Origin of the sequence: Rothia sp. P7208, from assembly GCF_048512915.1 — a bacterium.
Classification (GTDB): Bacteria; Actinomycetota; Actinomycetes; order Actinomycetales; family Micrococcaceae; genus Rothia.
In genome coordinates this window covers 15,393-40,594 of record NZ_JBLXXW010000001.1, presented here as the reverse complement: position 1 = coordinate 40,594, position 25,202 = coordinate 15,393, and the positions used below count along the sequence as shown (strand labels likewise).

At 47.1% G+C, this 25,202-nt stretch carries 15 protein-coding genes, 1 tRNA gene and 1 pseudogene; 11 read left to right on the top strand and 6 right to left on the bottom strand.

The window, feature by feature from the left end; all coding sequences use genetic code 11:
* Nucleotides 1–182: 182 nt before the first annotated feature.
* The 3 genes and pseudogenes from ACN084_RS00145 to ACN084_RS00135 all read left to right on the top strand — a co-directional run.
* Nucleotides 183–992, top strand: a pseudogene (locus ACN084_RS00145) (UvrD-helicase domain-containing protein); the annotation flags it as partial.
* Nucleotides 993–1,070: 78 nt separating this feature from the next.
* Nucleotides 1,071–3,431 (top strand): PD-(D/E)XK nuclease family protein, encoded by a 2,361-nt coding sequence (locus ACN084_RS00140; protein WP_419105863.1) that lies wholly within the window; start codon nt 1,071–1,073, stop codon nt 3,429–3,431.
* Between the two features lie 18 nt (nt 3,432–3,449).
* Nucleotides 3,450–7,034 carry an ATP-dependent helicase gene (locus tag ACN084_RS00135; protein WP_419105512.1) on the top strand — a complete coding sequence of 1,195 codons (3,585 nt, stop codon included), beginning with the start codon at nt 3,450–3,452 and terminating at the stop codon, nt 7,032–7,034.
* A gap of 74 nt (nt 7,035–7,108) precedes the next feature.
* Here ACN084_RS00135 and ACN084_RS00130 read toward each other — a convergent pair whose 3' ends face one another.
* A complete protein-coding gene (locus ACN084_RS00130; protein WP_419101566.1) occupies nt 7,109–8,080 on the bottom strand; it encodes a phosphotransferase in 972 nt (323 codons plus the stop codon).
* 217 nt (nt 8,081–8,297) lie between these two features.
* Between ACN084_RS00130 and ACN084_RS00125 the strand changes: the two genes are divergently transcribed.
* Together ACN084_RS00125 and ACN084_RS00120 are read left to right on the top strand one after the other, a co-directional pair.
* The gene (locus ACN084_RS00125) at nt 8,298–10,124 is read left to right on the top strand and encodes an ATP-dependent helicase (RefSeq protein ID WP_419105511.1); all 1,827 of its coding nucleotides are present in this window, start codon (nt 8,298–8,300) and stop codon (nt 10,122–10,124) included.
* Between the two features lie 8 nt (nt 10,125–10,132).
* Nucleotides 10,133–10,717, top strand: a complete 585-nt coding sequence (locus ACN084_RS00120) for a M48 family metallopeptidase (RefSeq protein ID WP_419105510.1) — start codon at nt 10,133–10,135, stop codon at nt 10,715–10,717.
* 8 nt (nt 10,718–10,725) lie between these two features.
* Here the strand turns inward: ACN084_RS00120 and ACN084_RS00115 are convergent, their stop codons facing one another.
* Nucleotides 10,726–12,135 (bottom strand): zinc-dependent metalloprotease, encoded by a 1,410-nt coding sequence (locus ACN084_RS00115; RefSeq protein WP_419105509.1) that lies wholly within the window; start codon nt 12,133–12,135, stop codon nt 10,726–10,728.
* A gap of 212 nt (nt 12,136–12,347) precedes the next feature.
* On the opposite strand from ACN084_RS00115, the gene ACN084_RS00110 reads away from it, so the two are divergent.
* Nucleotides 12,348–13,451: a PDZ domain-containing protein gene (locus tag ACN084_RS00110; RefSeq protein ID WP_419105508.1), complete on the top strand. Its 1,104-nt coding sequence runs from the start codon at nt 12,348–12,350 to the stop codon at nt 13,449–13,451.
* A 105-nt stretch (nt 13,452–13,556) separates the two neighbouring features.
* On the opposite strand, the gene ACN084_RS00105 is transcribed toward ACN084_RS00110, so the two are convergent.
* Nucleotides 13,557–15,161, bottom strand: a complete 1,605-nt coding sequence (locus ACN084_RS00105; protein WP_419105507.1) for a helicase HerA-like domain-containing protein — start codon at nt 15,159–15,161, stop codon at nt 13,557–13,559.
* Nucleotides 15,162–15,400: 239 nt separating this feature from the next.
* Here ACN084_RS00105 and ACN084_RS00100 point away from each other — a divergent pair, with 239 nt between their 5' ends.
* Both ACN084_RS00100 and ACN084_RS00095 read left to right on the top strand, forming a co-directional pair.
* Nucleotides 15,401–18,415, top strand: coding sequence for a UPF0182 family protein (locus tag ACN084_RS00100; protein WP_419105506.1), 3,015 nt, complete (start codon nt 15,401–15,403; stop codon nt 18,413–18,415).
* A 177-nt stretch (nt 18,416–18,592) separates the two neighbouring features.
* Nucleotides 18,593–18,669, top strand: a tRNA-Met gene (locus tag ACN084_RS00095).
* Nucleotides 18,670–18,821: 152 nt separating this feature from the next.
* Here the strand turns inward: ACN084_RS00095 and nagB are convergent.
* Nucleotides 18,822–19,613 carry a glucosamine-6-phosphate deaminase gene (gene nagB, locus ACN084_RS00090; protein ID WP_419105505.1) on the bottom strand — a complete coding sequence of 264 codons (792 nt, stop codon included), beginning with the start codon at nt 19,611–19,613 and terminating at the stop codon, nt 18,822–18,824.
* A gap of 72 nt (nt 19,614–19,685) precedes the next feature.
* Here nagB and ACN084_RS00085 point away from each other — a divergent pair, with 72 nt between their 5' ends.
* The 3 genes from ACN084_RS00085 to udk are packed head-to-tail and all read left to right on the top strand — an operon-like array spanning nt 19,686 to nt 22,293.
* Nucleotides 19,686–20,453: a GntR family transcriptional regulator gene (locus ACN084_RS00085; RefSeq protein ID WP_419105504.1), complete on the top strand. Its 768-nt coding sequence runs from the start codon at nt 19,686–19,688 to the stop codon at nt 20,451–20,453.
* An 11-nt stretch (nt 20,454–20,464) separates the two neighbouring features.
* Nucleotides 20,465–21,580 carry an N-acetylglucosamine-6-phosphate deacetylase gene (gene nagA, locus ACN084_RS00080; protein WP_419105503.1) on the top strand — a complete coding sequence of 372 codons (1,116 nt, stop codon included), beginning with the start codon at nt 20,465–20,467 and terminating at the stop codon, nt 21,578–21,580.
* 11 nt (nt 21,581–21,591) lie between these two features.
* Nucleotides 21,592–22,293, top strand: coding sequence for a uridine kinase (gene udk, locus ACN084_RS00075; protein ID WP_419105862.1), 702 nt, complete (start codon nt 21,592–21,594; stop codon nt 22,291–22,293).
* Between the two features lie 92 nt (nt 22,294–22,385).
* On the opposite strand, the gene ACN084_RS00070 is transcribed toward udk, so the two are convergent.
* Nucleotides 22,386–23,102 (bottom strand): PspA/IM30 family protein, encoded by a 717-nt coding sequence (locus tag ACN084_RS00070; RefSeq protein WP_419103539.1) that lies wholly within the window; start codon nt 23,100–23,102, stop codon nt 22,386–22,388.
* 132 nt (nt 23,103–23,234) lie between these two features.
* Nucleotides 23,235–25,184 carry a TPM domain-containing protein gene (locus ACN084_RS00065; protein ID WP_419105502.1) on the bottom strand — a complete coding sequence of 650 codons (1,950 nt, stop codon included), beginning with the start codon at nt 25,182–25,184 and terminating at the stop codon, nt 23,235–23,237.
* Between the last annotated feature and the right edge of the window lie 18 nt (nt 25,185–25,202).

Below are 25,202 nucleotides of genomic sequence, written 5' to 3'. Positions count from 1 at the left end.
ATGTATCAGAGACTTATCGCTATCAAGTGCGATAACACTCCTTCCACCCAAGACATATCGCAGAGCATCGACATCTTTTAAACCTCTGAGATACATCGTTTCCCCGGTAACACAAAAATCGTTAAACTTATGGGGGGAGAGGCTAATTACTAAAACCTCTATAAACAACGCAAGAAGGAACCCAAACGATGAGCAACACACCACGGATCATTCTTGGTGCAGCAGGAACGGGCAAAACCACCCAACTCCTTGAACACGCCCAAAACTACCTTGACTCTGGTGCCGAAGCTGATGGCATGATGTTCCTAACGCCCTCCCGTACCAGTGCTACAAGGATGAGAGAACTCATCGCCAACCACACTCAACGAACCCTCTCAACCGTACCAACTCGCGCATGGCAGTCTTATGCTTTCGATATCTTACGACGCGCCCAAATCCAAGGACTACTACCGGGGGTAGAACTATCACCCAAACTTATCTCAGGACCAGAACAAGACGTCATCATCTCAGAACTGCTCCAAGGACACACACAAGGTTACGGAAAAATAATTATTTGGCCCCAAGAGCTTAAAGAGGCCGTACACACTGAAGGATTCCGCCACGAAATTCGAGACTTCTTCGACCGCATCGCAGAATATGCTATCGACCCACAAGACATCGAAAACTACGCCCAACAGCTCAACATCCATACATGGGCTCTGATCGCCCAACTATATAAGGAATACCAACAGATTCGTCGTCTACGGATGCCCAATGCTTTCGACCCCGCAACCCTCATCCATGAAGCTCAACAGGTTCTGACCCACAACCCAACCTTTCTCGCAGAAGAACGCGAACGTTTCAAACTCTTACTCATCGACGATTTCCAAGAGGCAACACCCTCCATCTATCGTCTACTCGAAACGCTCTGTTCACCTGAAACTTCACCAGCTCCAGCACCCCAAACAGTTATCGCTTTATGCACCGATACTGTGGTTCAAGGTTTCCGTGGTGCTCGCCCCGATAAAGCAAAAGAGCTTCCTCGTATCCTTGGAGACTATGAGACCCTATCTCTCAACCTCTCCCACAGGATGCCCAAAGATATTGTTTGTGCCTATTCCACCGTCACAGAACGCATTCCGCCGGTTGCCCAAATGCGCTACGACCGTCAACCACAATACGCACCAGCTGCCGAGCCTGCCGCAACTGCGGAAGAAACCTCTCAACAAGAACCTGCTCTGGATGGGTATCTTGTTCAGAACGTTCAACAAGAAAATCGACTGTTAGCGCAGATGATTCTTGAAAAACACCTATATGAGAACGTCCCCTATCACCAATGCGCCATTATTGTGCGCAACACCGGCGCAATAGCACGTATTGAGCGTACCCTCATGAGCCACGGCATCCCTGTATCGAGTGCTCGCACCCTTAACGTGCTGAGTCAAGAACCTGCAGTACGCCCCTTCCTTGACGCATTAGCTATAGCGGTACATCTATACGAACAAGAGCAGGACCTCAACAGTGATGCCCACTCTGTTAGTGAGTCTGGATTATCTACGGATATCGTCTTGTCGTTATTACAGTCTCGCCTAGGTGGCGCTACTGCAATGGACGTGCGTCGCCTACGACAACAGTTACGCGCTGAAGAACTAAAATCTGGTGGAACACGCCCCAGCGATGAGCTGCTCCTTGAGGCGCTTTACCGTCCTCCTCGTATTGCTGCTAGGGGAGCAGACTCTGCTGTACGCCGTATTCACCATGTGCTCTCTGCTGGTGTCAAAGCACTCTCACAAGAAGGAGCAACAGCTGAAAGCGTTCTGTGGGCGTTATGGGAGTCTTCAGAACTTGCCCATATTTGGCGTCAAGAATCATTAAACGGTGAGGGGTTGAACGCGCAACGTGCTCACCGAGATTTAGATGCCATGCTTGGTCTTTTCGAGGCTGCCTCACGTTATACCGAGCAGATGCCTGGTGCGAGTGCTTTCCAATTCTTGAACTACATGATGGCTCAAGACATTCCGATGGATACACTGACCCGAACAACACGCGTACAAGGGCACGTTGAAATATTGACTCCAGCTTTAGCTGCAGGACGTGAATGGGACTACGTTTACATTGCTGGATTACAAGAAGGTATATGGCCGAACACTACTGTGCGCGGTTCTCTACTTGAGACGCATAAACTCACCGATATTCTTGATATCGGGTTAGACGCTGCACGACACATAACCTCCACTGATCGTGTGCGACAAACCCGTCACGATGAACTACGGATGTTTGCCACTGCTCTATCACGAGCGAAGAAACAGGTTCGGTGTACAGCAGTGATGTCTGAAGACGAATTTCCTAGTGAGTTTTTTGACCTTGTTGTTCCAGGCTCTCATGAGGGACGAACAACTACTGAGGTTCGACGTCCGATGACTCTTCGTGCGCTGGTGGCAGAGTTACGTCAATGGGCAGAACAACATGAGCAAAGCCCCGAACCTGCTCACCATGCGATACAGATTCTTCGCAAGTTCAACGACCTAGGACAAACACGCGGGTATATTGTGCCCGGTGCCTCACCTGATAGCTGGTGGGGGCTGAGTCCGCTCTCCTCTCAAGGCAGTGCCTTTGGAGAAGAGGCACCTATTCCGATGTCACCTTCACGACTAGAGACGGTGCACCGTTCTCCGCTGGAATGGTTCGTTTCCGAATCACGGGCAGAAGCTGCTACCGATGCTTCACGTTCTTTAGGAAACGTTGTACACGAACTTGCAGAACAGTACCCTCACGGGCCAGGTTATGTTTTGGAAGAACAACTTGCTCAGACCTTCCAAAAAATGAATCTTCCTGATACCTGGGAAACTCAAAAAATCTATGAACGAGCACAAAAGATGGTACGAAAATTTGCCTCCTATGTGGCTGATTTATCCCAGCAACAGCGGGAATTGAGTAATGTTGAAGGCAGTTTTAAAGTTTTTGTTCCAGGAAAAACACGTGACGCGTTACTGGTCGGCAGAATTGACCGTTTAGAGAAAAATCAAGAAACTGGACGCTACGCCATCATCGATTTGAAAACGGGGAGAACTGCGCCCTCTCAGAAAGAGAAAATACCTCGTCACCCACAACTTGCAGCTTACCAAGTTGCTTTAGAAGCTGGTATCGGTGAAAAACTTGCTCAGGGAGAAGACTCACCCGAAGCGAGATTTAGCGGGCTTACATCACGCTCTGGCGGTGCCTTCCTCATACAGTTAGGTACCGACACGAAAACTTACCGTGAACAGCAACAAGAGCCTCTCGCAGAAGAAGATTTATGGGCAGTAGAGCTCATTCAACAAGCAGCAGAGCTTATCGCTCAAGAATATTTTCAGGCACGCCATACTTCAGCCCAAGCTAGTGGCTACGGTATCCAATGCAAACTTCCCGAAATCTGCCCGTTATGTGCTCGTGGTAGACAAGTGACGCAATAACGAAAAGAGACGATAAACATGACGGAAAAAACTCAAGAAGACTTCAGCCCAGAAGAAATAGCCAAACTGCTTGGCAAACCAGCGCCCACCCCTGAGCAGTCTGAAATTATTTGCTCAGATTTACGCCCCTGTCTCGTTATTGCAGGTGCTGGATCGGGAAAAACCGCGACCATGGTCGATAGAGTTATCTGGCTCGTTGCGAACCAAAAAGTGAGGCCAGAAGAAATTTTGGGAGTGACCTTCACCCGAAAAGCTGCTGGAGAGCTTCGTGAACGTATCCGTATCGCGCTGAATCAGCTACGTCATCAAGGCATCATCAAAAGAACAGATCAAGACGAAGAAATCACCGACCCTGTTGTTTCAACCTACCATTCATATGCGAAGAGTCTTGTCTCTGATTATGGTCTACGCCTTGGCATAGAACAAGATGCACAGCTTTTAGGCCAGGCTCAAAGTTGGCAGCTGATGGCACAGATTGTGGAGCACCTCCAACCAGAGATTGCTTTAGAAGAACTCATGTCTAAAAGCACCATCATTAAAGATGCGCTGACTCTTGCGAGTGAATGTTCTGAACATCTTGTCACACCTGAAGATTTACAACAATGGTGTGAGGACGAAGAACAAAAAGTACGCAATATCAGCGGAAACAGAATCTCTAGTGAACAAAGAAATCTTTTAAAACGTCTTCAACAGCGTCGTTTTTATGCTGGCATCATCCAAGAATACCGCAATGTTAAAAAACGTATGCAAGTGATGGATTACGGGGACCTTGTCTCTTTAGCTGCGCGTATTGCACAAGAATTTCCAATGGTGGCAGAAACTGAACAAGAACGTTATAAAGTTGTTCTCTTAGACGAGTTTCAAGACACCTCCCACGCTCAAATGCAACTTTTTTCAGATCTTTTTGGGCATAGGGCAGACCCCCAACAGGAACATGCTGTGATGGCTGTGGGCGACCCGAAACAGTCCATTTATGGTTTCCGTGGGGCTTCTGATGGCCAGCTCTTTAACTTCTACCAGTACTTTCCAACAGCCAACAAAGACACAAAATTCTTAACAATAGCGTGGCGTAATGATGTTTCGATTCTTACCTGCGCTAATACCCTCGCAACACCTTTATCAAAACCTGCAGATTGGTCGAGAGCAAAACCTCTGGGCAAACCTATTCCTCATCTTCAGCCACGTCCAACCGCAGAAGCGGGAAAAGTTCTCCTCGGCGGCTACAACTCAACCGAAGAAGAAGCCCAAGCTATCTCCCAAAAAATCTATGAAGAACGCCACAAACCAGAATATTCTGCGCTCAACGGCAGCATGCCAACGATGGCAATTCTGTGCAAAAAACGGGCAATGATGGAACCCATCCGCAAAGAACTTGAAGCGTTGTCTATTCCATATCAGGTGGTGGGTCTTGGCGGTCTGCTAGATACCCCAGAAGTCGTCGAAATGGTCTGCTACTTGAGGGTACTCTCTGACCCCGGGCGTTCTGACGCGCTCATGCGCATCCTCAGCGGTGCACGCTGGCGTCTAGGCACCCACGACCTCTTAGCGTTAGGGGACTGGGCACGGCATCTAGCACGCCGCCGTGAACACGCCATCAAAGAAGGCATCCGCGAAAAACTGACCTCGGACGAGACTCCCTCACCCACCGGCAGTGAAGGAGACGAACACCCCCTCAACACTGTTGAATCAATACTTTCTCGAGCATGCCTTGATAACACCGATGACGCTTCACTAATTGAAGCCATCGAAACGTTGCCTCCAGAAGAATGGGTATCTGCTCAAGGCCGTCAGCTGAGTACAGAAGGACTTAACCGCCTACAACGCTGCGCCAAAGAACTAACAGAGCTCCGTCAATACATGAACGAAGACCTCACCACACTTCTATACGAGATAGAACAGAAAATACTGTTAGACATTGAGTTAGCTGTCAAACCAGATATCAGCTCTCACCATGCACGGCGTAACCTCGACGCTTTCTACGAGTCGGCGGCAAACTATATGCTCACCGCACCGCGCCTTTGGGCAAGTCTTCGAACAACACAAGAACAACCTCACAACTCCGAGAAAGAATCACCATCAACCGCACAAAAAATTTCACTCTATGCTGGGCTCAGCGGCACCAGCATGGTGAGCGGATTTTTAGCATGGTTAGAAGCCGCAGCCCAAGAAGAATCTGGACTAGAGATGATGGTTGATCCTCCTAGCCGAGAAGCCGTACAACTCTTGACAGTCCATGCCTCTAAAGGACTCGAATGGGACCACGTATATATTCCAGGACTATGTGAAGGGGACTTCCCTATCACAAAAGACCAACGCTGGACACAATGCTCCGACTCACTCCCTACTCCGCTACGTGGAGACAAAGACTTTATGCCACCGTGGATTAGCGCATGTGAAGATACTAAAGAGCTCAAAGAATCACTAGAGATTTATAAAGAGCAAACTCTCGAACACACTACGACTGAAGAACGTCGCCTCGCCTATGTGGGGGTAACACGCGCTCGCTCACTACTCATGCTGACTCATGCGGTATGGAAAGGCAGTAACAAAACTAAAAATAAGGTATCTACCTTCTGGGAAGAGTTGTACAGATTGACCGAAGAGCACTCCGACGGAGTAGAACATCCTGCTTTTGAGGTTCTTTCCACAAGTAGTGTTCCTGAAGAACAAAAAACAAACCCGCAATCAGAGAAAATTTTAAGCGCATTATGGCCGTTTGACCCCATCGACGGACCTGTGACATGTAGCTGGGATTCTTTAGAAGAGCTCGAAGAAACTCCCGAACCAAAAATACGAGAACTACACCAACATGCAAAACCATCACGCCGTCAACGGGTAGAGCATGCTGCCCAAGAAATAACGACCTCTATAGAAGAACACTCGTCGTTTGAAGCATCTGATAGTGAAAACCCGCTCATCCGCCAATGGGGCGAAGAAAGTAAGCTACTTTTATCGCTTTTGCAACGTCAAGAGGAAGAAGACCCTCTTGGCATCCCTCAACACCTGAACACGTCAACGGTTGTGTCTCTCATTGACGATCCGCAGAGGGTTCTTGACAATACTTTGCGTCCAATACCGCAGCGGCCGACTATTTCAGCACGTCAAGGAAATCTTTTCCACTCATGGATTGAAAATTATTATGAGAAACCGGCAACCTTAGAATTCGACGAGGAATACGCGGAAGAAGAGAACGACGAAATTATCCATTTTGAGAAGTTCACACAAAACTTCCTCGCAAGTCCCTGGGCCGATATCAAACCGTGGGCTGTAGAGTACCCTTTTGAAACTCCTTTAGCAGGCACCTCGATCAGAGGTAGAATCGACGCAATTTTTAGGCACGAACAACCTGACGGAAGCATAGGCTGGGAGCTAGTAGACTGGAAGACAGGGCGAGTTCCGAACACCAAACAGCTCGCATACCTTAGCTATCAACTTGCCGTATACCGTATTGCTTTCTCACGCCTTCACAACGTTAACCTTACGGATATCGATACAGCATTCTGCTACGTATCTACAGGAGACATCATCCGCCCCGAACATTTAGCGGCTGAAGATGAGCTAGAAAAAATTATCCGTGAGAAATGGAACAGAACCATCAACTAATGTTCTATCTCTCATAAGAAACTGTGGGGTGCATACCCACAACGGTATACACCCCACAGCTTGTATCAGAACTTTTATTGCGGTGGCGCAATCTTAAGAAGACGCAACTCACCAGAGGCAAGAAGCGAATCTTCAAGCTCACGAAGAAGCTCTAACGCCTGCTGGAACATCTCCTCATCTTCACGCTCTACAGCTCGTAGAAGCCACTGTGCCAAGGCAAATTCTGCATAAAGATGAGCACGCAACGACAACGCAGAATCTGGAAGCTGCGGCATCTGCTCAATATATACATTGAGAACTTCTTCAGAGAACCGTTGGTCTTCACACCCTAAAAGCCATGAAAAATCAAGAGCTGGATCGCCAACACACACTTCAGACCAGCCGGTTACGGCGGTGACTTTTTTCTGGTCTAAAACAAGATTATCTTCGTTCAAATCGCCGTGAATCACACGAGGCCTAAATGACCACATCGCATCATCATCAATTTGTTCACGCCACCGCTGAATGAGCAAAGGCGAAATCTTATTGAGAGCCTCAACTCTATCCAACTCTGCACGACGCCGTTCTCGTATCTGCTCCGCCGAATACACCGGAAGATTCGCATCCTCAATAATCGTCTCAGGCATCACATGAATGGTTGCAATGAGACGACCTAAAGCGGTCGCTAAGTTTTCGGTATCTTCTTTTGCATAAGAAGAAATCTCTGCCAACTCATCAATCTCATAGTGAGAACCCGGAATATGAGTATAAATAAATGTTTGCATACCGTTAACAAGAACCGAACCAACAATAGTCGGTACAAGAAACGGTAAACGTGCCCTGAGCCCTGCTGAAAAAGATTGTAGGATGACGTGCTCAGCTTCAAGACGAACGCTTGCCTCGGGATTCTTCGGCGAACGCACACGCCAGCGTTTGCCAGCAGAATCAATGATAATAGCCGAATCAAAGTCTGTCGTATCGTCGGCAGAAGGCAACGCCGCAACAGGATATAAACCTGGTACGCCAGCAGAAACAATAGCAGCAAGTTGAAGGGGAGTAACAGTCACATCACAAGAGTACAAGAGAAATGCCAACACCTCGAACGAACATCGCCAGATAGTCTAAAATAGTGACATCTTTTATACGAAAACTTTATAAAACTATCAGCTATGCCACAGCGAAGAACCGCAATAGCATCCTTCAACGGTGGCTACTGCAAAAACACTGAACTACACTGGAACACAGAACAGCCCATCCCATAACGATAAAACGCACAGGAGCCCGATGTCTTTTCTCCCCTTTACTGCAGAATCGACAGCTAACACCCCCCAACACGTACCATACGGTGCTCCTGATTCCCAAAAAATTCTTGAAAACCTCGACCCCGAACAACGCCGAGTTGGTAGTGAACTTGACGGACCCATGTGCGTATTAGCTGGTGCAGGAACAGGTAAAACCCGAGCCATCACCCACCGTATCGCATATGGTATAGCTATTGGACGGTACGTACCTCAACGCGTTCTTGCGCTGACCTTCACCGCACGAGCCGCTGACGAAATGCGTCTTCGGCTCCGTACATTAGGTGCTGACGGAGTTCAAGCACGAACCTTTCACTCTGCCGCGTTACGACAACTACGCTACTTCTGGCCAAGAGCCGTTGGCGGAACTGAACCAACCCTTATCAGTCATAAAGCACCTCTCATCAGTGAAGCTGCACAACGCCTTCGACTTAGCACCGATAAAGCAACGTTAAGGGACTTTGCTTCAGAGATTGAATGGGCTAAAGTCAACCTACACACCCCTGATACTCTCAACAGCGCGATTAAAGGGCGTTCCCTACCCTCCGGATTAGACGAACAAACAATGGTGCGTCTCTTCCGTGCCTATGAAGAACTCAAAGACGAACGCAACATGATCGACTTTGAAGATGTTCTTCTCCTCACCATTGGAATCCTCGAAGATGACCCATCCATTGCTGCAGAAGTACATAAACAATACCGGCACTTTATCGTCGATGAATATCAGGACGTTTCACCTTTACAACAGCGCCTACTAGATGCTTGGCTGGGAGATAGAGACGACCTCTGCGTTGTGGGCGATGCTTCACAGACCATCTACACTTTTACCGGTGCAACCAGCAGATATCTTCTAGGATTCCGTCATAAATACCCTCACGCACATGTTGTTAAACTGGTACGTGACTACCGTTCAACGCCACAAGTAGTTCATCTTGCCAACTCTTTGCTTAAAACTCGACGGGCACTCCCTGACGCAACGCCTGGGCGGTGGGCAGAACCTCTAGAACTGATTTCGCACAAACCACGAGGGCCGGAGCCTCAATGGTTTGGATACAACGACGACGAAGAAGAAGCTCGCGGAATCGCTGAAGATGTTCAAGACCTCATTACCAAAGACGGGATTTCCCCCTCTGAAATTGCGGTGCTTTTCAGAACAAACTCACAATCTGCAGCCATTGAGCAAGCCTTTAACGATGTGGGGGTACCCTACCAATTACGCGGAGCTGAACAGTTTTTCTCTCGTCCAGAGGTAAAAAATGCTTACGTACAATTACGCTCAGCAGCAAGCTCTGTCGAAAGTGGATCTGTTGTTCAGAACGTCTCCGATATTTTGTATTCATTAGGATATACACCTCAAGCACCCAGTTCCTCGGGTGCTGTACGTCAAAAATGGGAATCGTTGGCAGCACTTGTTTCTATGGCTGAACGTATGGAACGTGAACGTCATGAAGCCCAAGAGCACAACCCTGACTTACCTGATTTGACCTTGCAAGAATTCGTTGGACGCCTACATCAACGAATGGAACACCAAGATGCCCCTATCCTCAACGGTGTAACTCTGGCATCTTTACATTCTGCAAAGGGTCTTGAATGGGAGGCTGTATTCTTAGCTGGAATGAATGAGGGGCTTATGCCTATTAGCTATGCTCAAGACGCAGATGACATTGATGAAGAACGTCGTCTGTTATACGTGGGTATTACACGTGCTAAAAGCTATTTGACGTTGAGCTGGTCTCGTTCACGAACACCGGGTGGACGAGGAAATAGACGCCGTTCACGATTCTTAGCGCCGATTGCGCCTATCCCCGAATAGGGATGCGTATGCGAAAGGAACAAGAACGACGGCAGATTATTCCGGCAACAGAAACTCACCCTGAAATAATGGTACGGTTTTCTAATCGTCGGAAGAAAACGATTAGTGCACGTTACCTTGAGGAGTCACAACAGATAGAACTTTCTGTTCCGGCACATAGTACTGCACAAGATCTTGATGAATATGTAGAACGTATTCTTGAGCCGATGATGCGTAAGATACAGCGTAAGGGTCAAGAGCAACGTCACTACTCTTCCGATAAATATTTGCGCGAGCGTGCACGTTATATTCTTGATAATTATCTTCCAGAGTCTGAAGAACCGTTATCAATCCGTTGGGTCAAGAATCAGCACCATCGTTGGGGTTCTGCAACTGTTAGGCAACGGAGCATCCGTATCTCTCACCTGTTACAAGGTGCACCTGAGTATGTGATAGATCAGGTGATTCACCATGAGCTATGCCATTTTGTAGAGCCTAATCATAGTGTTGCTTTCCGGATGCTAGAACGCCGTTACCCACACTATGAGCAGGCAACGGCGTTCTTATCAGGAATGGTGTTTGCTAGTAGAAGTGAGCGGACACCACTCACCTGACGAACCGGCTAGGCTTGTGGCTTATCGTCATCTTCAGAGGTATCTTCTGGCTGGTCGTACCCTCCAGAAAGTAGCTTCTCTAAAGCAGCATCAAACTCATCTTCGCTGGCGGTAACTAATGCCGTACGAGATGCGTATGCTTCTGGGTTATCTAGCTCTTCTAAGGTGGGGAGCATCTCGGGTGCTTCCCATAGTTGGTCGCGTGCTTCCATCCCGTGTTCTTGGGTATAGTGACGCCAAAATTGTGCGGCTTCTCTATTTTTACGTGGATGTAACTCTAATCCAAGGAGGGCAGCAAAAATGTGTTCTGTTGGCCCACCTACTGCATGGCGACGGTTCATGACCTCAGCTAGCTGAGAAGACATCGGAAGGTTCTTCGTGGCATCTTCTGCGACGATGGTAACCCAACCCTCGACCAGCGCTAAGAGTATTTCTAAACGTTCTAGAGCAAGTTTTTGGTCTTCCGTATTTTGAGGGGTGAAGATATTGCTTGAGAACGCAATTTGTAGGGCTTCTTGATCCATGATGTCAATCTGCTCTGCTTCTTGTTGCATGCGTTCAATATCAACATGGATACCGCGAGCATAGCGTTTAATCAAAGCGATGATATCTTCGCGAAGCCACGTGGCTGCTTTATACAATCTGGTGAGTGCAACCTCGCGCACAGCAAGATAAATCATGACTTCTTGCGGTGGAATTTCTAACCCATCGCCAAAGTCTTTAATAGCAGAAGGAAGTAATGCTGAACGTCCTTCTGCCATGGGCAGACCAACATCTGTTGAGGATACGACTTCTTGAGCAAGTCTGCCGATGGCTTGTCCAGCTTGGATGCCGAACATCATGCCACCAACACCAGAGAGAATGTTCGTTTGTCCGCCGAGAAGATGTTTGATTTCTTCAGGAAGTTGCTCCGACATCGATTGGTTCATTGCTTCAGAAAGGCTGGTGGCGATAGGGCCAGCAATTTCTTGAAAAATGTCAAAAGTGTTATTGACGTAGTCAGCTTTAGACCATGATTCTGTGGGGTACCCTGTAGGGCTAAAAGCGGTTGCGGGGTTGACCCATAGTTGAGCGAGCTGAATAGCGTCTGCGACCGCAGATTTTTGAGCCGAGGTGATTTGTGGGTCTTCACCTTGAGCGAGTGTTTGATGAGCATGGCTTCTTGCAAGTTCCCAGTTGACGGGTTCGTCTGCTGAGGTATTAGCAGACATTGATGTGAGTCCTGAGAAGACTGCCGCAATTTGTGCGGGGTCGATGGGAATCCCCATATTTTTCATCTGTTCAGGGTCAAGGGGCCATTCTGCTGGGTTGCCTTGTGCTCCTGGAAAACCATTTTCTGAGAGTTTTTTGAAGAACTCTTCAAAAGGGTTAGAGCCGTCGTCAGATGGCATTCCCCACGGGTTATTGTTTGAAGTCATCATCATCTCCCAAAAATGAGTTAGTACGGGTTCAGTCTCTATTGCATACTACGTTACCTAAGGAATGTCGGTGGTGCGATGTTTTAGGGGGTTAGATATCAAAGCGAGACATAATTCTATGCTAACTCAAAGACAACTGACTCTCTGCTGAGAATCAGCGAATCTTTGCGTCATATCACTGTTGGTAGGAAGAATACAGGTACTCTAGAACAATGCAGTTCCGAGAAAAAATGTTTTCCTTCGCTTCTTTTTCTTCTCATAAGAGGTCACGCCGTGATTCTGTTCAGAATCTATGTGCGTTCTCCACGATTGGACTTGCTTTCTTGGGTCTATGGGTTCCTGTCAATTTTGTGACGGAAGAGCCTGGACCCACGTTTAACACTATTGGTTCATATAAAGATCAACAACTTATCGGTATCGAGGGCGAAAAAACATACCCTGTAACGGGTGCTCTAGATATGACAACTGTGTCTGTTGCTGGTGGACCTAACACTGATATTTCTGCAGTACATGTATTATCGACGTGGCTGATGCCAGATACTTTAGTTCTCCCTAGTGACTTGGTCTATCCTCATACGCTCACTCGTGAAGAAGTGACTGAACAAAATACTGTTGATATGGCAAATTCTCAAGAGGTTGCGCAGGCTGCAGCACTCAAATATTTAGGGAAGCCGTTTAAAGAAAAGATGACGGTAGCTCGACTGACTAAAGATAATCCCAATAGCGACCTTATCAAACCTGGTGATGTTCTCATCTCTTTAAATGGTCAGAAGATTGAGCATTATGAGCAGATTGCTGAGATTTTGTCGAGAACAGGTGATAAGACTCTTGATGCTGTTATCGAAAGAGAAGGGAAAGAAGAACACCTTTCTCTTAAACCTAGCTATGACGAAAAAAATCAAAAATATATTCTGGGGTTATTTCTTGGTGCAACTTATGAATTCCCTTTTAAAGTGAATTATGGGTTAGAAGAAGTTGGCGGGCCTAGCGCCGGTATGATGTTTGCCTTAGGAATTATTGACGAACTAACCGAAAAGAATCTGACCGGTGGAAAACATTTTGCTGGTACCGGAACAATCGACGCTCAAGGTCATGTTGGAGAAATTGGCGGTATCGCACAAAAGATGGTAGGTGCTCGTCAGAGTGGAGCAACAACGTTTATCGCACCCGAAAAAAATTGTGGTGAAGTAATTGGTCATATCCCTGACGGTCTATCTGTTGTTGCTGTATCAACTCTAGATGAAGCAGTACATGCAGTAGAAGGCATCGCGGCGGGAAAACCTGCAGATAGTTTTAGACAATGTACCGATTCATAAGATTTTAGCCATTGTCGTTAAATAATAGGTGGTGTGCTCCAACAATAATGTTGGAGCACACCACCTATTATTTATGTAGAACTCTTCTCAGAAGCATCTAGCGGTTTAGAAGAATCCTCCACCGCGACGGCGTGAAGAACGTTTGGTTCCAAAGATAGAACGTACCAGCTCACGGCCTAGAGTAGAGACGATATTAGTGCCGATACGCATTGCTGCATCGTTACGTTTTTGACGTTCACGTTCTTCTTCTCTCGCAATACGTTCAGCTTCTTTAGCTCGTTCTTTTTCGAGTTTTTCTTGTTCTTTGGCTAAACGTTCAGCTTCTTTTTGCTGTTCTGCATTGAGCGTTTGCTCTTCCTGCTTCTGCTGAGTCTCTGTAAGTTTTTCGTATGCAGAATAAGAATCCACGACTGTCGCATAACGGTCGTTCAATGAGCTTGCCGCAACTACTGAACTGATAGCTTCAGGGGCAGGAGCCATGAGTGATTCTGGTGCAAAAATCTTAGTCTTTGCAACCGGTGAGGGCGCGCCTTTTTCGCTCATGACCGTGACCAAGGCTTCGCCAATACCTGCGCTGGTTAATGCTTCTTCCATATCGTAGGCAGACTTTGGGAAGGTTCGTGCGGTAGCAGTCAACGCTTTTTGATCATCTGGAGTGAACGCACGTAGAGCATGTTGAACACGGTTGGCTAACTGACCTAGTACTTCTGCGGGGATATCTTTAGGTGTTTGAGTAATGAAGAAGAGACCTACACCTTTAGAACGAATGAGTCGAACCGTTTGCGTAATAGCTTCTTTAAACGCTTTAGAGGCACCGTTGAACAGCAGATGTGCTTCATCAAGGAAGAAAACAAGTTTGGGTTTCTCCACATCGCCAACTTCAGGCAACTCTGAGAAGAGGTCTGCAAGAAGCCACATTAAGAAGGTCGAGAATAGTTTAGGATTAGCCTGCACATCTGCTAATTCTAAGATACTAATGACGCCTCGTCCGTCTGGTGCCGTGCGTAGGAACTCTTGGGGCTCGAACTCTGGTTCACCAAAGAACTTTTCCATTCCTTCAGCTTCTAGTGTGACTAATTCACGAAGAATGACGCCAGCTGTTGCACTGGAAATACCACCGATACCAGATAGCTCTGCTTTACCTTCGGGGGAAGAAAGGAACTGAATCACTGCACGAAGGTCAGCAAGGTTATATAATTCTAGATTTTTTTGGTCTGCGTAATGGAAGATTAGTTGCAGAGCAGATTCTTGCGTGGAGTTAAGATCCATCACACGTGAAAGCAGAATTGGGCCAAAAGACTCAACCGTGGCTCGGATAGGGACACCAACACCTTCGCCACCGAGTGTGAAGAATTCTGTAGGGAATGATTTTGCTTCCCATTGTTGGCCCAGGGATGCAGAACGGGCAGCTAACTTTTCACTATTTTCTCCCGGCGCCGCTAGACCAGAGAGGTCACCTTTCATGTCAGCAAGGAATACTGGCACACCCTGTGTGCTGAGTTGCTCTGCAAGAACCTGCAAAGTCTTAGTTTTTCCGGTACCTGTGGCGCCGGCAACAAGACCGTGGCGGTTCATCATAGATAGGGGGAGTGAGACTTTTGCTTCTGGATCGGCCACGCCGTCACAGGTTGCTACGCCTAAGGGGATAGTTTTCCCGTCAAAGGAATACCCATTTTTAATTGCTTCAAGTTGTTGTGCATCATTAGACATGGCTTTAGTATAACGGGATTAACCGCCATATATAACACATCTATTCAGCTGTAACATAATCTATTCAGAGTATTTTCAGGTTGGATGTAAAACCTGTCATCACGGGATGTTCTCGTACCAAAGGCCCTTGTTATTTGGCACAATAGATACATACCTTTGGGCTTGTCTTCTGCTCATAACAGGGACAGCTCTTACGACCGGCGAACTGAATTCGCGACGCAACCATCATCGAGGAAGATGTGAGTACCGGACCTACCTCTCAAAAATCCCGTCCTGCACAACGTAGCAATAGCACACTTGTTATAACAGCAACCATTATTGCTGTTCTCATTGCCCTATTCGTTGCAGGAACCCAAATCTACACGGACGTACTGTGGTATAACCAGCTTGGTTATCTTGGAGTGTTTATCACCGAAAACGTTTATAAGATAGCTGTTTTCGGTGTAGCTGCCCTCATCGCAGGAGTTTGCTTGTGGGCAAGCATGTTCTATGCTTTCTCGCACGGTGAACCACCTAAAATGCCACGTCCTCAAAGACCACGCCCCACAGCAGAAAACTCTGGAAACAGCCCAGACCCCTTCGCTGAGATCCAAGATTTATGGGAACAAAGCATGGGGCGTTATCGTGACTCCGTTGAACGTCTACGAAAACTGATTCTCATTGTTGTTCCCCTCGTTGGAGCTATCATCGTTGGTAGCGGAATGAGTGCACAATGGGACACCATCGCACTGTTCTTTAACGGGGTCGGATTCTCTCAAGAAGACCCAGAATTTGGTAAAGACCTCGGTTTCTTTGTCTTTTCTCTTCCTTTTTGGAAATTACTCATCGACTTCTTGAGCACTATCGTGATTTTCTCTGCCATTGCTGGAGGAGCCGTACACTACTTCTACGGTGGTATTAAAGTTCTCGATAAAGGCATCGAAACAACCAAAGCTTTCCGCATTCACGCTGCCGTTATTGCCTGCTTGTATCTTCTGTTACGCGGGGCAAAAATCTGGTTAGAACGTTATATCTCGACCCAAACCACTAGCGGAAAATGGGTGGGTGCGATGTTCACTGACGTCAATGCCATCATCCCTGTGAAAGGTATCCTCGCGATTGCAACATTGCTTGTTGCGGTACTTTTTGCCATTACTGTTGTTACTCAACGTTGGCGTATTCCTCTTGTAGGAACCGCCGTTTTGGTGATTGCTTCGTTACTTGCAGGCAACTTATATCCCACCATTATTCAGCGTTTTCAGGTACGCCCTAACGAACAAGCATCTGAAACTCCTTATATCCAGCGCAATATTGATGCAACACGGGCTGCATACGGTTTAGACAACATCAAAGTTGAAAGCTATGACGCAACCACTGCAACAAATGCTGGTGCACTTACAGGGGAATCTGCAACAGTTTCTAATATCCGTCTTCTGGATCCTAACGTTGTTTCTAGTGCTTTTGCTCAGTTGCAGCAGTTCCGCCCGTACTACCGTTTTGAGCCAACGCTTTCTGTCGATCGATATACGATTGATGGAAAAGTGCAAGACACTGTACTTGCTGCACGTGAGCTGAATCCTCGTCAAACTGAAGGTTCTTCGTGGATTAACCGTCACGTGGTGTATACCCACGGGTATGGGGTAATCGCTGCATACGGTAACCAAGTAGAAGCTGATGGAAAGCCCAAATTTATGCAGGGTGGTATCCAAGCTCAAGGTGAAATTAGCGATACTTATGAGCCACGTATCTACTTTGGTATGAGCTCTCCTGAATATTCCATCGTTGGCGGTTCTCAAAATGATGAGCCTTTGGAACTAGACCGCCCACAAAGTTCAGATGATTCTGGAAACGCAGACGCTAAATACACTTTTAGTGGTAATGGTGGACCTAATATCGGTAACTTCTTTAACCGTCTGTCCTATGCGATTAAACATCAGTCCTCTGATATTTTGCTCTCGGACGCTATCCGCCCTGAGTCTCAGATTCTCTATGACCGTAAACCGACTGAACGTGTTAAAAAGGTTGCACCGTATCTGACGGTGGATGGAAACCCTTATCCTGTGATTGTTAACAATCAGGTGCTATGGGTTATCGACGCATATACGACAAGCGACCAGTACCCGTATTCTCAGGCAGAAGAGCTGCAACGAGCCACCACTGACTCTGAGACAGAATCTGGTGCTACTGCAGCTTTACCTCAGAAGAAAGTGAATTACATCCGTAACTCCGTAAAAGCTACAGTCAACGCCTACGATGGCTCTGTGACCTTATATGCGTGGGATGACCAAGACCCAGTACTTAAAGCATGGCAGGGAGTGTTCCCTCAGACGGTCAAACCTTATAGCGAGATGAGTGCAGACCTCATGGCTCATATGCGTTACCCTCAGGACCTGTTTAAGGTTCAGCGTGAAATTCTCAATAAATATCACGTGACGAATGCTGGTAGCTTCTACGCTGAAGACGATGTCTGGTCTATTCCTAACGACCCAACAGTTAAAGCTGCTCGTCCATTGCCTCCGTACTATCTGTCTTTGCAGATGCCTGGTGAAAAGGATGCTTCTTTCTCTCTTACCAGTAGCTTCATCCCTCAGCAGTCGGACTCTAATACCCGTAACGTGATGTATGGGTTCCTTGCTGCCAACGGTGATGCCGGAACTGGAAAAGATGGTGTGAAGAGTGAAGAATACGGCAAGCTCACTCTTCTGGAGTTACCTCGTTCTTCTGTTGTTCCTGGTCCTGGTCAGGCGCAGAACGTGTTTAACTCTGATACTGAAGTATCAACTGAGCTGAATCTGCTACGGCAGGGCGCTTCATCCGTTATCAACGGCAACTTGCTGACTCTACCTGTGGGTGATGGTATCTTATATGTTCAGCCAGTTTATGTGGAGTCTTCTGGGGATGCGGCGTATCCGACGTTGCGTCGTGTGTTGGTAGGTTTCGGCGAGAAGGTAGGATTTGCTCCTACTCTCGATGAAGCGTTGAATGAACTCTTTGATGGATCTTCTGGCGCCCAGACTGCTGCGGACGCTGGGGTGGATCCTTCGAAAGTTGATTCTGACACAGCAGAAGGAAGTTCATCCGGCGAGTCAAAAACTTTAGCGGATGCTCTTCAACGTGCGAATCAGGCACTTAAAGATTCTGATGCTGCACGACAAAAAGGTGATTGGTCTGCATATGGTGAAGCTCAGAAGAAGCTTGACCAAGCAATTAAAGACGCGTTGAAAGCTGATGGGGTAGAAGTGGAGCAATCTGCTGATAAGCCCACTGATAGCTAACAGGCGTTTTGAAACAGCGTTGAATCGTTCTATAAGGTTGTGACGTTGTTTTGCTCAGGGGTTGGTTGTTGTTCTTTGAACGAGAGTTAACAACCAACCCCTGAGTGTATCCTCTCTCACAAAAAGCATTTTAGGTTTGCGTTCAATCGACAAGGTGTGTATAGTTATATGAGTCGCCGCGGGGTGGAGCAGTTCGGTAGCTCGCCGGGCTCATAACCCGGAGGTCGCAGGTTCAAATCCTGTCCCCGCAACCAAGTGAAAAATCGTCTCAACTTGATAAATCTCAAGTTGAGACGATTTTTTTATCTCTTCTTATGAGATTTCATAACTGATAGTAAATAATAGTTGAGGGGTGCTACCTGCCAATAGGTAGCACCCCTCAACTATAGATGCGGTGATGAAATTATTAATCGTATCGAGGTTTTTGCCACTCAGGTTTCTCTTGCTGAGCGTAACGGTAATACTCGGTGTACGTTAGTTCGCTAGCTGCATCTTCATCAATAACGATGGTGACGTCAGGGTGCATTTGAAGAATCGAAGCAGGACAGTACGTTCCAATAGGTCCTTCCACCATCTGAGCGATGGCGCGTGCCTTACTTTGCCCTTGAGCTACGAGAACAATTTTTTGAGATTCCATAATCGTTCCGATGCCTTGTGTGAGGCAATGGATAGGGACCTGTTTAATGTCGTTGTCGAAGAAACGTGCGTTATCTTCTCGAGTTCGAGGAGCTAGCGTCTTAATGCGAGTGCGTGAGACAAGAGAAGAACCTGGTTCGTTGAATCCGATATGACCGTTAGCGCCAATACCTAGAAGCTGAACATCAACTCCACCAGCATCTTTAATGCGTTGTTCGTATTCGAGGCATTCTGCTTGGACATCTTGTGCTTGTCCGTTGAGAACGTGCACGTTCTGAGCTTTAAGACCAATTCTTTCAACGATTTCGCGGGTGATAACAGCTCGGTATGACTCTGGGTGTCCTTCTGGAATCTCGACATATTCGTCCAAGGCGAAAGCATTAACTGCGCTTACATCAAGTCCGTCGCGCACCAATTCTGCTAGATGCTCATAGGTTTTAATGGGGGAAGAACCTGTGGCGACCCCCCATACAGCTTGTGGATTATGGCGTACAGCATCTGCCATAATTTCTGCGCTGTACGTACCAACTTCTTGTGCTGTAGAGAGAATGATGATTTCCATAAGTACAGCATAAACCACAAATGATTATTTGTATGAACCAATAAAGTCTTTTTTTCATATAAACTAGAAAATGTGCGAACCAAAACGACTAATAAGCAGACCAATTCGCGTCGGCAGGGCGCTAATAGCTTACCCGCTGAACCTAAATATCGTTCGTTAGCTCGAATTATTGAACAGCGTTACGTTCTCGAGGGCAAACCACATGACACGCTACCTACAGAACGAGAGCTACAAACTATTTTTAGCGTCTCGCGCGATACCATCCGAAGAGCGCTCTACTCGCTATCCGTTCGTGGGCTCATTTATAATGTCCAAGGCTCCGGAACATATATCGCAGAATGCCAAAGAATTACTAAAAAACCACATCTCACCTCTTTCACCGAAGATATGACAGCTCGAGGACATGTACCAGCCTCAACCACCGAAAGCTGTAGCATTGTGCCAGCATCGGCAACAACCGCTCGCAACTTGAACATTTCAGTAGGAGAAGAGGTCTACGAAATCATTCGTCTTCGGACTGCTGATGGAGTGCCTATGGCCTATGAGAGAGCCTACTTCCTGGTTGAAGCCTTCGCCGGACAACAACCCCAAGTTCATGCCTCCCTCGATGAACAATTACAACGCACGGGCTATCGTATTGTGAGCGCTCACCAAAGAATCAGCGCAACCAACCTTAACGCAGAAGAAGCACTTGCTCTAGAACAGCCCTTTGGCATTGCTACGCTCAAAGTAGAACGTATCGGATACACCGAACGAGGCATCGCAGTAGAATCCACACAGACGCTCTACCGTGCCGACCGATATGATTACGAAATGCGAATTAACCGAGACAACGTTTAAGGACACACACCATGAAAACACTGATTCATTCAACCCAAATTTTCTCCCCACAAGACCAAAAACTCTCCACAGGATGGGCCATTATTGAAAACGGAAAAATCACCTCCCAAGGTGTAGGAGAACATCCTCAGCTAAAAGAAGAACACGAAATACTCGATGGTACCGGAAACATCCTAACTCGCGGATACACCGATATTCATTGCCATGGTGGCGGGGGAGTAGCCTTCGAAGATCCCGAAGAATGCCATACTGCATTAAAAACGCATCGAGAACAAGGCACACTACGTGTTATTGCATCGTTGGTAACGAACCAAGTTCCTGACATGTGCGATACCGTTGCCGCGCTAGCCCAACGCTGCCAAGAATATGCTCAACCAACACAAGAGCATGCAGCACTTGTCGGAATTCACCTTGAAGGCCCCTTCCTCTCACCCCTACATAAAGGCGCACACCGTGAAGACTATCTCACTGCACCAACACCAGAACTTGCAGAACAGCTGATTGAAGCTGGTCAAGGCTATATTAAACAAGTCACTTTAGCTCCTGAAACTGACCGAGATTTAGCTGCCACAAAAACTTTTGTACGACATGGTGTTCGCGTTGCTGTTGGCCACACTGACGCTAATTATGAACAAGCTAAAGCTGCTTTCGACGCAGGAGCGACACTGCTCACCCACACTTTTAACGCTATGAGCCCTTTGCATCACCGGGCGCCCGGACCTATCGCCGCCGCTTTAGACACCCCAGATGTTACATGTGAAGTCATTGTTGACGGCACCCACGTATACGCACCGATGGTCAGAATGCTATTTGCTCAAACCTCTGAACGTGTCGCACTGATTACCGACGCTATGGCAGCTGCTGGTTGTTGCGATGGAAACTATAAACTAGGAAGCCTCGACGTGACCGTTAAAGAATCTGTAGCACGGCTAGATTCTAATGGTGCTATTGCGGGAAGTACTCTCACTCTTGGACGAGCAACTCGTACCGCGTATTCCTTTGGGATTCCTCTAGAACAAGTACTCTCTTCAGCAACCACCATACCTGCTCAAGCCCTGGGAATTTCTGACGATTATGGTCTGCTCTTGCTGGATGAGGAGTTGCACCTTGTGCGTTCGTTTGTCTAAGACCTTCGGATATTGTTCAAGAACTTGCACGAGCACATAAAAAACATGAAACAATATACGAGGAATACACAGATGAGGAAACCCTAGGGACGTTCATGAAACCGCTTGTAATAGGAATTGCCGGAGGAACCGGCTCAGGAAAGACTACGCTGACGAACGCTCTCGTAGAATCCTTCGAAGGTCAAGTTGCCGTGATATACCACGATAACTACTACAAACGTCACGACGAGTTCAGCTACGAAGAACGTTGCCAACTCAACTATGATGCCCCTGAAGCTTTCGATAACGATCTTCTTATTGAGCACCTTGATGAACTACTCAACGGGCAAGACATCGAAACTCCAGTATACGATTACACGGTACATAATCGTTCGGACCAGACGATGTCTGTCAATACCCGACCTATCATCATCATTGAAGGTATTCTGATTTTCGCTGAAGAACGTATCTGCTCACGTTGCGATATTAAGATTTTTGTTGATACTGATGCAGATGTTCGTATTCTTCGTCGTATGCGTCGAGATGTTCTTGAACGTCAAAGAACTATCGAATCGGTAGAACAACAATATCTCACCACAGTAAAGCCTATGCACGAGCTCTATGTGGAGCCTTCGAAACGACAAGCTGACATTATCGTCCCAGAAGGCGGCAGCAACCTCGTCGCTTTAGAAATGCTCATTCATCGGGTGCAGAACCAACTAGCTATTTCTTAACCGTAAAACGTTCTCCACAGAAAAATGCTGGGGTGCGGAGAAAACCGAAAAGTTTTCTCCGCACCCCAGCATTATCTGAACGATACGATAATTTAAGAATTCTTGTTCTTAAGAGCTGCCAGACGTGCCTCTAGCTCACTTTGTTTGCCGAGTTCTTCTAACTCATTAAACTGGGCATCAACAGAAGAAGCTGCCAATTCCTGTGCACCACGAACACGCGCTTCTTCACGACGAACTTTCTCTTCAAAACGTGAAAGTTCTGACTGAGGATTCATAATGTCAAAGGACTTCAACGAATCATGAACCTGAGCTTGAGCTGCCGCATTCTTTTGACGAGCAACAAGCTCATCACGCTTCGCAGAAAGCTCACGTAGCTTCTCTTGCATCTTTGCTAGACCGTCTTTGAGCTGTGCTACAGCTTGAGTCTGAGACTCAATCTGCGGTTTAGCAACGGCCATCTCTTGCTCAAGGCTCATCTGACGGCCAAGAGCGACTTTTGCAAGATTATCGAACTTATCTGCATTAGCGGTATCCCCAGAAGCACGGAACTGGTCTGCTGTACGTGAAGCAGAGAGCGCCTTATCTCCCCATTCTTGCGCTTCACGCTCATCAGAAGCATAGTCTTCTTCAAGGAGACGAAGATTACCAATGGTCTGCGCTACTGCTTGCTCTGCTTCGGTGATATTAGCGGAATAGTCACGCACCATCTGATCAAGCATCTTCTGGGGATCTTCTGCAGCATCTAGCAAAGCATTAATATTTGCTTTTGCTAACTGTGCGATACGGCTAAAAATAGATTGTTTTACCATTGGGTCACTTCCTCAAAAGTTTCCTAGTATTATCGAGCCTCCACAAGGAGACAATAACTATATTGTGTCAGTGTTTCTTCATAAGATACCGAGAAAACACCTAAAAATCATAGGGTTTATCAAAAATTAACTTTAGAAATTTCCGCCAGTACCAGGTCCATCGAAACCACCAAAGCCACCGTCAAAACCACTATCAAAACCTCCGCCAAAACTCGTATTACCAGAAGAAGAACCTCCACCGTTGAGCAATGTTCCTAAGAGGATTCCGCCCAACATTGCAGAAGGATAATCCCCATGCTGTTGCTGCCCGAAACGTTGAACATCCTGCGAGGAACGGTCTTTTGCCTCTGCTGCTAAACGAATTGCCTGCTGCGCATGTTCTAGTGCGCTAACAGGGTCTTGATGCTGTAACTGTTGAGCCTGCTGAAGATAACGTTGTGCCTCTTGTAAGGCAGTGCGCGCCGGCGTTTTGACACCACCGCGACGTGCTCGTACAAATTCAGAAGCACTATGAACCTGCGTCTGGGCAGAGAAGAGAGTGTGCTTGAGACTCTCACGGGCACGTTGCGTCTGCTCCTGAAATTCTCTAATCTCTTTGAGAGAATCATCAAGATGAGTACGTGCATTCTCTAAACGACTCAACATTGCTAAAGGATCAATCTGCTGACGCTGAAGATCTGTACGAATTTGCTGAACAACACTTTGAAGACCAGCCGCTGCGCTCGCCATGTGTGCACGGTCTTGGTGCTGAGCAAAACTTTGTGCTTCGGCAATATCTCGTTCTGCTAGAAGCAGTGCGTCTTCGACAGAGCGCTGCGCTTGTCTTAACTGTTCGGGCGATGCCATGACTGACTCAAGCAATTTTTGTGCTTGAGAGAATGCTTCTTGGGTTGCGTGGATGTCTGCTGAAGCTTGATCGTATTGTTGCTCGGAGACTTTCTCCTCAGCAATTTTTAGGCTACGGCAACCGAACTCTAAACGCTCTACAGCTTGTTGATAGTTATCGGTTACCTGCTCTAAAGCAGATGCTGTGTAGTGGTTCTGTAACTGCTCTATCACTGCTAATGCCTTGGGTTCTTGGGTGCTAAGATTTTGAGAAGACTTCTGTAACGTGGCAATGAGTTCTGGAGCGTTACGAGCGATTTGTCGTAGCTGGCTAATGCCCTGTAATTCCTGATGGAGCTGAGCAACAATGTCTTGGCACCGAGAAATAATATCTTCGAGCCACTGACGTTGGTCTTCTTCGGTATCGGGAATATCGTCGTCAAGCTGTCGTTGTAATTGGAAAGCTTTTTGAAGACTATCTTTTGCAGTAGAGATTCTTTCGACGAAGCTGTGAACCGCAGAATCCCCATATTGCATGCGCGCAAACTCGAGTTCTTGTTCTGCCTCAGCAATAGAGTTATCGGCCTGTAAGAGAAGAGAATCGGCGTTGGTACGTAACTGCGGTAACGGGGCAGAAGGGGTACGTCTTTCATATGAGGAGGCTGGGACTCTGCGTAATTTTCGAGAATTCTTTCGAGAAGCATAGTATGTGGCTCCGCCGACTCCTAACACAGCCAGACCACCGAGCATACCGAAGGTTCCTAGTGAACCGTCTGAACCTTTTCTGGCCTGTTCGATGGCTGTCATTGCGGCGATAGCAGCCTGCTGATAGTCAGATTTTTTGAGGTAAGGAAATACCTTATTCTGGTAGATATCTTGAAGTTGCTCTTCGGAGAGAACTTGCGAACTACCTGCTTGGAAATAGGCTTGACGTGAATCGGTGGCGACCGCTAGAACAACGTCATTAGCTCCCATATTATTGAGTTGTGCTAGTTCCTTGACCCAGGCTTGAGCTTGGTGTGGGTGTTCAAAATCTTTGACTAAAACAAGGTAAAAATTCATATTCTCTTTTTGAGAGAATTGTTCAATCTCTTCGGAGAGTCCCTGACGCTGAGATACAAGGTGAGCTTCATCAATGATTCGAATACCGGCGGGGATTTTCATGGGATCTTCTGCGAACGCAGGCACCTGAACAGATGCCAGAAATACCACGGAACTCGCTAGAAGAGTCCTCAGAAAAATGCGATTTTTTACCATATCTTCCTCTGTGCCCCT

Coding starts and splice junctions, on each gene's coding strand:
- ACN084_RS00140 (WP_419105863.1), top strand. CDS start 1,071: ATGCCCAAAGATATTGTTTGTGCCTATTCCACCGTCACAGAACGCATT.
- ACN084_RS00135 (WP_419105512.1), top strand. CDS start 3,450: ATGACGGAAAAAACTCAAGAAGACTTCAGCCCAGAAGAAATAGCCAAA.
- ACN084_RS00125 (WP_419105511.1), top strand. CDS start 8,298: ATGTCTTTTCTCCCCTTTACTGCAGAATCGACAGCTAACACCCCCCAA.
- ACN084_RS00120 (WP_419105510.1), top strand. CDS start 10,133: ATGCGAAAGGAACAAGAACGACGGCAGATTATTCCGGCAACAGAAACT.
- ACN084_RS00115 (WP_419105509.1), bottom strand. CDS start 12,135: ATGACTTCAAACAATAACCCGTGGGGAATGCCATCTGACGACGGCTCT.
- ACN084_RS00110 (WP_419105508.1), top strand. CDS start 12,348: ATGCAGTTCCGAGAAAAAATGTTTTCCTTCGCTTCTTTTTCTTCTCAT.
- ACN084_RS00105 (WP_419105507.1), bottom strand. CDS start 15,161: ATGTCTAATGATGCACAACAACTTGAAGCAATTAAAAATGGGTATTCC.
- nagB (WP_419105505.1), bottom strand. CDS start 19,613: ATGGAAATCATCATTCTCTCTACAGCACAAGAAGTTGGTACGTACAGC.
- nagA (WP_419105503.1), top strand. CDS start 20,465: ATGAAAACACTGATTCATTCAACCCAAATTTTCTCCCCACAAGACCAA.
- ACN084_RS00070 (WP_419103539.1), bottom strand. CDS start 23,102: ATGGTAAAACAATCTATTTTTAGCCGTATCGCACAGTTAGCAAAAGCA.
- ACN084_RS00065 (WP_419105502.1), bottom strand. CDS start 25,184: ATGGTAAAAAATCGCATTTTTCTGAGGACTCTTCTAGCGAGTTCCGTG.